10 protein-coding genes are annotated in these 11875 nt (G+C 44.7%); 4 read left to right on the forward strand and 6 right to left on the reverse strand.

Going from position 1 to position 11875, the window contains the following annotated elements:
* Positions 1 to 11: 11 nt before the first annotated feature.
* Entirely contained in the window at positions 12 to 1424 is a 1413-nt protein-coding gene (locus AB4138_RS02695; protein ID WP_371724358.1) for a phosphoglucomutase/phosphomannomutase family protein, read from the forward strand.
* Between the two features lie 150 nt (positions 1425 to 1574).
* On the opposite strand, the gene AB4138_RS02700 is transcribed toward AB4138_RS02695, so the two are convergent.
* The 6 genes from AB4138_RS02700 to AB4138_RS02725 all read right to left on the reverse strand — a co-directional run bounded on the left by AB4138_RS02700 (position 1575) and on the right by AB4138_RS02725 (position 7984).
* On the reverse strand, positions 1575 to 2603 hold the full coding sequence (locus AB4138_RS02700; protein ID WP_065584918.1) for an ABC transporter ATP-binding protein: 1029 nt from the start codon (positions 2601 to 2603) through the stop codon (positions 1575 to 1577).
* A complete protein-coding gene (locus AB4138_RS02705; RefSeq protein ID WP_017059418.1) occupies positions 2603 to 4228 on the reverse strand; it encodes an iron ABC transporter permease in 1626 nt (541 codons plus the stop codon). The genes AB4138_RS02700 and AB4138_RS02705 overlap by 1 nt, the downstream gene beginning before the upstream one ends.
* A 244-nt stretch (positions 4229 to 4472) precedes the next feature.
* The gene (locus AB4138_RS02710) at positions 4473 to 5486 is read right to left on the reverse strand and encodes a Fe(3+) ABC transporter substrate-binding protein (protein WP_372304926.1); all 1014 of its coding nucleotides are present in this window, start codon (positions 5484 to 5486) and stop codon (positions 4473 to 4475) included.
* A 295-nt stretch (positions 5487 to 5781) separates the two neighbouring features.
* Positions 5782 to 7011, reverse strand: coding sequence for an ammonium transporter (locus AB4138_RS02715; RefSeq protein ID WP_017059420.1), 1230 nt, complete (start codon positions 7009 to 7011; stop codon positions 5782 to 5784).
* Positions 7012 to 7038: 27 nt separating this feature from the next.
* The gene (gene glnK / locus AB4138_RS02720; RefSeq protein ID WP_004738200.1) at positions 7039 to 7377 is read right to left on the reverse strand and encodes a P-II family nitrogen regulator; all 339 of its coding nucleotides are present in this window, start codon (positions 7375 to 7377) and stop codon (positions 7039 to 7041) included.
* A 238-nt stretch (positions 7378 to 7615) separates the two neighbouring features.
* Positions 7616 to 7984, reverse strand: coding sequence for a YacL family protein (locus AB4138_RS02725; RefSeq protein ID WP_019824378.1), 369 nt, complete (start codon positions 7982 to 7984; stop codon positions 7616 to 7618).
* A gap of 131 nt (positions 7985 to 8115) precedes the next feature.
* Between AB4138_RS02725 and AB4138_RS02730 the strand changes: the two genes are divergently transcribed.
* The 3 genes from AB4138_RS02730 to AB4138_RS02740 all read left to right on the forward strand — a co-directional run bounded on the left by AB4138_RS02730 (position 8116) and on the right by AB4138_RS02740 (position 11813).
* The gene (locus AB4138_RS02730; RefSeq protein ID WP_017066809.1) at positions 8116 to 9270 is read left to right on the forward strand and encodes a sugar diacid recognition domain-containing protein; all 1155 of its coding nucleotides are present in this window, start codon (positions 8116 to 8118) and stop codon (positions 9268 to 9270) included.
* Between the two features lie 127 nt (positions 9271 to 9397).
* Positions 9398 to 10663 (forward strand): GntP family permease, encoded by a 1266-nt coding sequence (locus AB4138_RS02735; RefSeq protein ID WP_017059423.1) that lies wholly within the window; start codon positions 9398 to 9400, stop codon positions 10661 to 10663.
* 16 nt (positions 10664 to 10679) lie between these two features.
* Positions 10680 to 11813, forward strand: coding sequence for a glycerate kinase (locus AB4138_RS02740; protein WP_017059424.1), 1134 nt, complete (start codon positions 10680 to 10682; stop codon positions 11811 to 11813).
* Positions 11814 to 11875: the final 62 nt, after the last annotated feature.

Genomic DNA, 11875 nt, shown 5'->3' on the forward strand with positions numbered 1-11875 from the left:
AGGATTTTCTAATGATTAAATTTGGTACAGGTGGCTGGCGCGCTTTCATTGGTGAGGAGTTCACTAGAGAAAACGTCCGTTTGGTAGCGCAAGCACTCGCTAACATCATCAACAACGAAGATGCAGCCAAGAATGGGTTTGTGATCGGCTATGACCGTCGTTTCCTTTCCGATAAAGCCGCATGTTGGTTTGCAGAAGTACTTGCGGCGAACAACATCAAAGTAAGCTTCATCGATAAGTTTGTTCCAACTCCTATCGTGATGTTCCAAGCAAAAGAGATGGGATGCACCTACTCGGCGTGTATTACCGCCTCTCACAACCCAGCCGATTACAATGGCATCAAGGTATTCATTGAAGGTGGCCGTGATGCTGATGAGATCATCACAGAGAAGATCGAACAGCAAATCGCAACACTGACCAACGAAGATATTATTCGTGTCGATTTCGAGCAAGCGTTGAATGACAAAGAGATCGAAATCATCAACCCGATGAACGCCTTTGTTGATTCCATCATTAATGCCATCGATATTGAATCGATTAAGAAAGCGAATCTACGCGTGCTGATCGACCCAATGTTTGGTGTGGCGAAAAACGCTCTGCAAACGGTTCTTATCAACGGTCGTTGTGATGTCGACGTAATCAACGATGGTAAAAACCCAGACTTCGGTGGCCTAATGCCTTCTCCTAGCGCAGCAACGCTCTATCGCTTGAAGCACTTAGTTGCAGCAGAAGGCTATGACATTGGTATTGGTACTGATGGCGATGCCGACCGTTTGGGAATCATCGATGAGAAAGGTCACTTCATTCATCCTAACGAAGTACTACTCCTACTTTACTACTACTTGCTGGAATACAAAGGTTGGAAGGGCTCTGTCGTTCGTAACATCGCAACCACACATCTACTGGATAAAGTCGCGGCGGATCATGGTGAGAAGAGCTTTGAGGTTCCTGTAGGCTTTAAGCACATCAGCTCACAAATGGAGGCCGATGACTCTCTGATTGGCGGCGAAAGTTCGGGGGGTTTAACCATTCGTGGTCATATCAAAGGTAAGGATGGCGTATTTGCTTCAAGCTTACTGGTTGAGATGATCAGTGTGACAGGCAAGAAGCTGTCTGAATTACTTGATGAGATTTACTCTAAATATGGCTATGCCTACACCGCAGAAGGCGATTGTAAGTTTAAACCTTCAGAGAAAGAAGCGCTTTACACTAAGATCTACGTCGAGAAGCAACTGCCTGAATTTGAATACGAAATTGAAAAAGTAAGCTATGAAGATGGTGCCAAGGTGTACTTCAAGAATGGCGGCTGGGTGATTGCTCGCTTCTCAGGAACAGAGCCGTTACTACGAATCTTCGCAGAAATGGAAGATAAAGACACTGCAGAACGTGTTCTTCAAAAAGTGAAAGACTTCCTCTCTCTATAGGCTTATAGAGTGCAGCAGTTTTGTATGGGACTTAACAAATCACTGCCTTGTTAAAGCCTATAAGTGAAGAACTCTTGCCCAGTACTTTGATTAAAGTGCTGGGCTTTTTTATCGCGATTCTTGTAACGATTAGTATCGCGTTATATCTCTTTAAAAAGCCAATACGCCTTTGGTATCGACTTTTACGTTGACCGGCATACCCACTTCAAGTGCTTCTGACGAGGTTGCTAATAACTTCTGACCATGCGCTTCGATTACATAACGACAGTGATCACCCATAAATTGCTGTTCTAGCACCGAAATAGCACTATCTTGCTCGTAACTTGCTTGGATATGCTGGGGCCTTAGCAGAAGCTCACATGTATTGCCGAACTCAATCTCCGTTTGCGGTTTGGCTTCAACCATACCCAAACTGGTTTCAAATTCATGCTCCGAAATACGCTGTGCATTGAGGTAGCTACCGCCACCCAAAAAGTCTGCAACAAACTTACTTGAAGGATGGAAATACAACTCAGATGCCGAACCATACTGCTCAATCACACCATGGTTCATTACTGCCATTTTATCTGCAAATGCGAACGCTTCTTCACGGCTGTGAGTTACGAAGATAGCTGTAACACCCTGCTTCTTAAAAATCTTGCGAATCTGAGAAATCAGCTCATGACGAACCTGAGTATCGATGTTTGAGAATGGTTCATCTAACAGTAGCAAGTCTGGCTTGTACGCCAAAGAACGAGCAATAGCGACACGCTGCTGTTGACCACCTGAAAGTTGATGTGGGTAGCGGTCACCGAACTCACCTAAGTGAACCAGCTCCAGCATCTCTTGAACTTTGTCTTTCTTTTGCTGCTCAGAAAGGTCTTTCAAGCCAAAGCCGACATTCTGGTTTACCGTCAGATGCGGAAACAGGGCGTAATCTTGGAAAATCATACCAATGTTACGCTGCTCTGGTGGCAACCAATTCTCGCCATCATCAATGGTTTGACAGTTCAAACTCATCACACCGCTACTTAATGGAAGTAAGCCTGCAATCGCCTTCAGTAAGGTCGTTTTACCGCAGCCACTCGCACCAAGAAGACAAACAATTTCACCATGCTCAACTTCTAACGAGAGCGCTTCCAAAATGGTTTGCGACTCATACTTACAAGTCAGATCTTTAATTGATAATGCACAACTCATTAGTTTTTCTGCTCCAAGGAACGGTTTACGATGATCAGAGGAATTAAACCCACCAACACCAATAATACAGCAGGCATCGCCGCCAATTCTAGGTGCTCATCTGAGGCATAGTTATAAACATAAGTCGCCAATGTCTCGAAGTTGAAAGGACGCAGCAGCAAGGCCGCATTCAACTCTTTCATTGATTCGATAAACACCAGTAAGCCAGCGATCAATGCGCCACGTTTAATCAAAGGTAAATGAACACGGCGTAACATCTGATTGGTATTGCAACCCATGGTTTTTGAGGCCATATCCAATGAAGGGGATACTTTACTCAAGCTGCTTTCAATACTGCCAATTGCCACTGCAGAGAAACGTACGACCATGGCAAAAATTAGCGCGAACATGGAGCCAGAGAAGATCAAACCAGGTCGCCCCCACTCCATCACTTTCGCAATGTCATTGACCAAGTGATCCATGAACAAAACAGGTACCATCACCCCAATCGCTAACACGGTGCCTGGAACGGCATAGCCCATCGAAGCGAGACGCATATAAGCCTGATTTTTCTTACTCGGACTAACGCGTTGATTAAAGTTAACAATCATCGCGATAATCACGCCAATAATCGCAGCAGCTACCGAAACGTAAAGGCTGTTGATGGCATATTCTCTGAATTCAGGGGTCCAGCTTTGAGCAAAATATTTGTAGGCGTAAATAATGAGCTGGCCAAGAGGGAATAAGAACGCAACGCAAACTAATCCCCAGCACCAGAATAGTGCCAGCCATTTTTTCCAACCAGAAAGGTCGTAACGAAAATCTTCGCGGCTGCTGAACTGATTCTGGAATAGCTTCTGCTTACGGCGACTGTATCGCTCTGAGCTCAACAGTAGGATCACGATAACCAGCATGATTGCCGATATTTTCGCAGCTGCCGTTAAGCTTGAGTAGCCTAGCCAAGTATCATAAACCGCAGTCGTTAAAGTATTTACCGCAAAGTAACTCACGGTACCAAAGTCACCGATGGTCTCCATAGCAACAAGCGATAAACCGACCGCCATTGATGGACGAACAAGTGGTAAGGAGATACGACGGAAGCTTTCCCAAGGCGAGCATTTTAGCAACCGAGCGGATTGCAGTAAGGAGACGTTTTGCTCCATAAATGCGGCGCGGCACAGCAAGTAAACATAAGGATAGAGAACGAGAGACAGAACAATAATAGCGCCGGATAAGGTTCTAATATCTGGGAACCAATACTCACCGGGTCCCCACCCAGTAAGATCTCGCAGTAGAACCTGAACAGGGCCGGCAAAGTCGAACCAATCGGTAAAGATATAGCCAACAATATAGCCTGGCATTGCTAATGGCAGGACGAGTGCCCACTGCAAAACACGCTCTCCCGGAACACGGCACATTGCCATAACCCAAGCCGACGGAATACCAAAAACTAAAGACAGGAACATGGTTCCTATGACTAAAACCACCGTATTGTAGGCATAGGTAGGCATCACTGTGGACATCAGATGAGAAAATAGCTCATCTGTTTCTCCAACAGCCGTCGTAAAAATCGCTAAGATCGGTAAGACCAGTAATACAGCAATAATGCCGCTACTGGTGTTCCATAAATAATTCTTTTCTTTCATCGCCTAACTACAAAGAGGCTTAATGAAACACAAATGCATTTGCAAATACATCTCATATCCTTTTAATGGTGGGGTTATTTATACCCATATACTCTAATGACTTCAAGGTGAGATGCTAATAACTCAAGGGATCAACGGGGTGCTTTGTATCAAAAAGTGATTTTCCAATAACAAACAACCCCAAGTAGCCAAAATGGCGACTTGAGGTTGTCATTTTACTTAGGCCGAAGCCTACCGTAATAAATTATAGATCGAACTTAACTTCGTCTAATAGCTTGATTGCAGCCGCGTGGTGGTTTGCAATTTCGTCTAGAGAAATAGTATCCGCTTTGAACTCGCCCCATGAAGCAACAAGCTCAGAAGGTTTAACGTCTGCTTTCACTGGGTATTCGTAGTTCACTTCTGCGTACATGCTTTGTGCTGTGTCACCAGATAGGAATTCCATCAGCTTAACGGCATTCTCTTCATTTGGAGAGTATTTAGCCATTGCCATACCAGAGATGTTTACGTGAGTACCTGTAGTCTCTTGGTTAGGGAAGTTAATGTAAACAGCGTCAGCCCAAGCTTTTTGCTCTTTATCGTTAACCATCTTGCCTAGGTAGTAGCTGTTACCAAGAGCAACATCACATAGGCCTTCTTTAATCGCTTTAACTTGTGCACGATCGTTACCTTGAGGCTTGCGTGCTAGGTTAGCTTTTACGCCTTCTAGCCATTCTTTCGTTTCAGCTTCACCTTTGTGAGCAATCATCGAAGATACTAGAGAAACATTGTATGGGTGCTTACCACTACGAGTACAGATTTTGCCTTTAAATTCAGGCTTAGTTAGATCTTCGTAAGTGAACTCTTCACCTAGACGACCAACACGGTCACGTGAAGAATAAACGCTACGTGTACGAGTTGTTAGAGCGAACCACTCGTTATCTGTATCTTGGTATTGAGCTGGGATGTTCTTTTCAAGTACATCGCTCTCTACAGATTGAACTAGACCTTGTTTAGTTAATTCAGATAGACGGCTGATATCTACAGTTAACACTACGTCTGCAGGGCTGTATTCGCCTTCTTGAGCTAACTTTTCTGCTAAACCTTTTTTAGCAAACTTAACGTTTACTTTAATGCCAGTCTCTTTTGTGAATTCCTTGAACATTGGTTCAACTAGGAAAGGTTGACGGTAAGAGTATACGTTTACTTCTTCCGCAGCCATTGCTGTCGGGGCAATTACACCACACGCTAGAGCTGAAAGTGTTAGCAGTTTCTTCATTGTAAAATCCTTTATATCGAAATGATAATGTCTATCAGTTGCGTTATTATATTCATCATTAACATAATTACAATGACGACCAACAAAAAATCCGTCTACTCAGACCATTCAAACTCTCACTTTTGTAACAAACCATTTCAACTTTGTGTCTTGTCGTTCCTCTTAAACAATGAGCCTAACTTCAACGTTCGTGTTTATATATTGTGCAACCGTAAATACAACAAAGCCCCGCAACAAGAGTTGCGGGGCTTTCTTTGTCCAACCTAACCCATTCAGATTAGGCGACGACTGTTGATTATTTTACTGATACAAACTCAGGGTAAGCGCCGACACCACAATCGTGCATGTCCATACCTTCAAGTTCTTCATCTTCCGTTACTCGGATACCGATTGTTGCTTTAAGCACCGCCCATACTGCTAGGCTAGCACCGAATACCCATGCAAAGATGACTGCTGCACCCATTAGCTGAGCACCAAACGTTGCATCAGCGTTGCTTAGTGGCACAGCCATTAGACCGAAGAAACCACATACACCGTGTACAGAGATAGCACCTACTGGATCATCAATCTTAGCTTTGTCTAGAGCGATGATGCTGAATACAACCAATGCACCAGATACCGAACCAATCGCTACAGCAAATAGAGGTGATGGTGATAGAGGGTCTGCAGTGATTGCTACTAGGCCAGCTAACGCGCCGTTAAGAATCATTGTTAGGTCTGCTTTACCCCAAGTTGTTTTACATACTAGTAGTGCTGCAATTGCGCCTGCTGCTGCTGCTGCGTTGGTGTTAAGGAAGATTTGACCTACTGCTGTTGCGTTCTCAAAATCCGAAACCATCAGTTGAGAACCGCCGTTGAAACCGAACCAACCGAACCAAAGGATAAATGTACCTAGCGTTGCAAGTGGCATGTTTGAACCAGGAATCGGGTAGATTTCACCGTTCTTACCGTATTTACCTTTACGAGCACCGAGTAGTAGAACACCAGCTAACGCTGCTGCTGCACCAGCCATGTGTACGATACCTGAACCTGCGAAGTCACTGAAACCCGCTTCTGATAGGAAACCACCGCCCCAAGTCCAATAACCTTCAACAGGGTAAATGAACGCTGTTAGTACTACAGAGAAGATTAGGAATGACCAAAGCTTCATACGCTCAGCAACCGCACCAGATACTACAGACATTGCTGTTGCAACGAATACTACCTGGAAGAAGAAGTCTGATTCTAGAGAGTGGTCTGCGCCTTCACCTTGTGTACCAATTAGAGTACCAAATGATGGCAACCAACCGCCTTCACCGTTGTCGACATACATGATGTTGTAACCAACCACTAAGAAAGCAGTACAAGCAATTGCGTACAAACAGATGTTCTTAGTTAAAATTTCTGTGGTGTTCTTTGAACGAACTAGGCCAGCTTCTAACATCGCGAAGCCTGCTGCCATCCACATTACCAACGCACCTGAAATGAGGAAGAAAAAAGTGTCTAGTGCGTAACGTAGTTCCGTTACTGTTGTTGTAAGTTCCATATTAAAGTCTCCAGTCCTTGTAATTCTTTAAAGTGCTTCAGCATCCATTTCACCAGTACGAATTCGTACGGCTTGGCTTAGGTCATACACAAAAATTTTGCCGTCGCCGATTTTTCCGGTGTGTGCCGCTTGGCTAATCGCTTCAACAACTCGGTCAACATTCTCAGCTTGGGTAGCAATCTCTAGCTTCACCTTTGGTAGGAAATCCACTTGGTACTCTGCACCACGATACAATTCAGTATGTCCCTTCTGACGACCAAAGCCTTTCACTTCAGAAACAGTCATACCTTCAATACCCACATCAGAGAGCGCTTCGCGTACATCGTCTAATTTGAATGGCTTAACAATGGCATTTATTAATTTCATATTCGTTCCTTAAATTCTTACTTAATCCGTTAATTCTCTTATTACAATCCAAGTAGCGTGCCAAAAAGTTAAGTGCTTGATTTTAAATAAGATGAAGATAATAAGGTCGTAATAACGAAAAAGGCCGCACCAACATGGTGCAGCCTTTTCACTATCTTAATGCGCGATGCTCTTATTGCTCCAGTTTTGGGCAACGGAGCCTTCAAAGCTCTGAATGACTAACAAATAGGTCTTAGGACTAGTAACCTAAAAAATCCATCCAGCGTTCGATGAGCAGTTCGAAATCGTCGATTCCACAGCTTGCTTGGCTTTCACAGTTATAGAAGTCGAACTCACTGCCCTCTTCCATCTCTTGCTCATGCGCTAACACGTTTTCTTGAATCGTTACTTCGTCTTCATTAATCGCAAGGCTAATCTCTTTGCCAAGCAACGTCACTTCATTGCTCAAGTCCTGTCGAGATTGCTCAATCAACGCCATCACATGATCTAATTTTTGCTTATCTTTACCGATCTCTTCTTGAAGCCAACGGCCAACAATCTCATGGCCCATGCTGCATTTCACATAGTATTCACCCATTAGAGTGTTTCTAGTAAATTCAAACTCCATAACTCAACCTATACTGCATTAATACTCAAGCGATACTATTTCTGAGTATACCATTGTCTTGTCAGAAACGAGCGTATTGACGAATTTATCGTTACGATCCAACCTACACAGTCAATGAAGAGGAGGGCTCTATGCAGTTGAACGAAATGATTGCCAAACAAATTGTCGAACGAACCATGAAGATCATCCCACACTCGATTAATGTGATGGATAATAAAGGTCGCATTATTGGATCCAGTGATCCTACTCGCTTATACCAAAAACATGAAGGAGCGGTACTTGCCATCACCGAATCACGAGTCGTTAATATTGACGAAGCCACTGCCGAACACCTAAAAGGGGTTAAGCCTGGAGTTAATTTACCGATTCTATTTCAGGATAATGTCATTGGGGCGATTGGGGTTTCTGGGACACTGCAGCAAGTTCATCATTTTGGTGAGCTGGTGAAGATGACCGCTGAGCTTATTGTTGAACAAGCTGTACTTATGTCTCAAGTAGAATGGAATAAGAGGCATCGTGAAGAATTGGTATTGCAATTAATCCGAGGTAGCACGCTTAATGACATGCAACTGCAATCCATCGCACAGCGTCTGGATCTCGACCTTGCACAACCGCGGATTGCCGCCATCGTCAAGGTGTTACCGATAGGAGACACTGCGCCTTCATTGGAAAACTTACAGCAATTAGTACATTTACTTGAATATCCCGAGCGCGATAATTTAGTCGGTATCTTGTCTGTTTCACAAAACGAAGTGGTGGTACTCAAGCCTATAACCCTGATAGGGAACAGCTGGTCCAAGGATGCAGAAGCCAAGCGCGTGAAATTGCTACTCAAAAGAATAAAGAAAGAAGCTAAGTTTCAAATCAAGATTGCGCTTGGGGATTACTTTACCGGACTTTCTGGTTTAGCACGCTCATATGATACCGCTGAGCTCACTATGCGCAGTGTCGGTAACCGCCCCGGAGACATGTTTTTCTATCAAGACTATCGACTGCCGGCCATTATGAGTAGCCTGTTACAAGATCCATGGATTCGTGAGCAACTGGAGCAGTCTTACCTACATCTTCAACAACAGGACAGTAAAGGGATACTGATCAAAACTTTGAAGACATATTTAAAGCAGAACTGTGATTCAGCTCTCACCTGTAACGAACTACATATCCATCGCAATACGCTACGCTATCGAACAGACAAGATAAACCAAATAACATCATTAAATATCAACAATATAGACGATCTATTTCAACTCTACATTGCAATAAATCTATTCCACTGGTCGAGCTAAAAAATGTGCAACTGCACAATTTAAAAGGACCGATTTGAGCACTTATTTGTAGAGAATGACAAAGACTTACCAACCCTATATCTTTATATTTGCCGAAAATGACACATCGTTATCTGGGAAATAGAACATGATTGAAGTTTCAACTCTTGGCGCACTTTCAGCATTGATTGTTGCTATCGCGCTCATTCTTAAAAAAGTGCCACCCACCTACGGCATGATCATCGGTGCTTTGGTTGGCGGCGTGGTTGGCGGCGTTTCTCTCACCGAAACCGTTGAGTTAATGATAGGTGGTGCCCAAGGGATCGTCACTTCAGTGATGCGAATTCTCGCCGCTGGTGTGTTGGCCGGCGTACTAATTGAATCAGGGGCGGCTACCTCGATTGCAGAATCCATCATCAAAAAAGTAGGCGAAACTCGCGCCTTACTTGCTCTTGCCATTGCGACCATGATTTTAACCGCTGTTGGCGTTTTCGTTGATGTGGCCGTTATCACGGTTTCTCCTATTGCACTGGCTATTGCTCGCCGCGCAGACCTTTCTAAAACCGCGATCCTTTTGGCGATGGTGGGCGGCGGTAAAGCAGGTAATGTCATGTCGCCTAACCCAAATGCCATTGCGGCGGCTGATGCGTTCAATGTTCCGTTAACCTCTGTGATGGCTGCAGGCGTGATTCCGGGTCTATTTGGGCTGCTTTTCGCCTACTTCTTGGCAAAGCGCCTCGTCAATAAAGGTTCAAAAGTAGCGGAAAGTGAAGTGGTCAAAGCGGATCAAAGTTCACTGCCAAGCTTTTCTTCTTCAATCGTTGCACCGTTAGTGGCTATTGCCCTACTCGCGCTGCGACCACTCGCTGATATCAATGTTGATCCTCTAATTGCATTACCCTTGGGTGGATTGCTGGGTGCACTGGCTATGGGTCGCTTCAAACAAGCCAATAGCTTTGCGGTTTCAGGCTTGTCACGTATGGCACCGGTTGCTGTAATGCTACTGGGCACAGGAACCATTGCAGGCATCATTGCTAACTCAGGACTAAAAGCTGATCTGATTGAAGTGCTGACGATGTCTGGGCTGCCTTCTTACTTACTTGCTCCGTTTTCTGGCGCACTGATGGCACTATCAACCGCATCGACAACTGCCGGAACAGTAGTGGCATCGAATGTATTTGCCAGCACCATTCTTGAGCTAGGTGTTCCAGCTCTCGCAGGCGCAGCAATGATCCACTCTGGTGCGACAGTACTTGACCATATGCCACATGGTAGCTTCTTCCATGCCACGGGTGGTGCGGTACATATGAGTATTCATGAACGTCTAAAACTCATCCCTTATGAGTCAGCGGTCGGTCTTGTTATCGCCTTCGTCTCAGTAATGATCTTCGGTGTATTTGGTCTGTTTGTTTAAGTTTAAAGGTATCAAAATGAAAATTGTAATTGCTCCTGACTCATATAAAGAAAGCCTATCAGCAATGGGCGTTGCTCAAGCGATTGAAGATGGCTTTAAACAGCTAATACCAAACGCCGAATACGTAAAATTACCAATGGCTGATGGTGGTGAAGGCACAGTACAATCTCTGGTGGATGCGACCAATGGCTCTATCATCCAACATCCAGTGATTGGTCCATTAGGTGAAATTGTCGAAGGCTTCTACGGTATGTTCGGTGACGGTAAAACTGCCATTATTGAAATGGCGGCCGCTTCCGGCCTAGATTTAGTCTCTCCAGAACAACGTAATCCACTAAAAACCACTACCTATGGTACGGGTGAGTTGATCAAAGCCGTATTAGATAAAGGTGTTGAGCATATTATTATTGGCATTGGTGGTAGTGCGACCAATGATGGTGGCTTAGGAATGGCTCAAGCGCTAGGCATTCGTATGCTAGATGCAGAGGGTCACGAGCTGGTGTTTGGTGGTGGTGAACTGTCAAAACTGACAACCATTGATCTCACCAACCTCGACCCACGCCTACAAAACGTACGCTTAGAGGTCGCTTGTGATGTCGATAATCCATTATGCGGACCAAAAGGGGCATCACAGGTATTCGGTCCGCAAAAAGGCGCAACACCAGAAATGGTTGAGCTGTTAGATGCTAACCTTGCTCATTATGCCAGTATCATGAAAAACCAGTTAGGCGTCGATGTCATTGATCTCCCTGGTGCTGGCGCGGCAGGCGGTCTAGGCGCGGCACTTGTTGGCCTGTTAAATGCGGAGCTTCGCCCTGGTATTAACATCGTAATGGACGCCGTCAATTTAGATGAAATAGTCTCAGATGCTGATCTTGTGATTACAGGAGAGGGGCGCATTGATAGCCAAACCATTCATGGCAAAACACCGATTGGTGTCGCTCGCACAGCCAAAAAACATAAACTGCCTGTCATCGGTATTGCCGGCTGTCTAGCCAGTGATTGTGGTGTGGTTCATGAGCATGGTATCGACGCGGTATTTGCGGTAGTGAACCGTTCAGTAGACTTGCCGACAGCTTTGGCTGAAGCGGCTGAAAATATTGAACTTACTGCTCGCAATGTTGCAGCAATGTATACGATTAAGCACTAATCGAGCTCTCTGTAAGCTAAAAGCAATTTTCGCTGTATGCTAAAAGCAATTAAGGCCGCTAT

It is taken from the genome of Vibrio sp. 10N.286.52.C3 (genome assembly GCF_041468865.1).
Lineage (GTDB): Bacteria > Pseudomonadota > Gammaproteobacteria > Enterobacterales > Vibrionaceae > Vibrio > Vibrio crassostreae_C.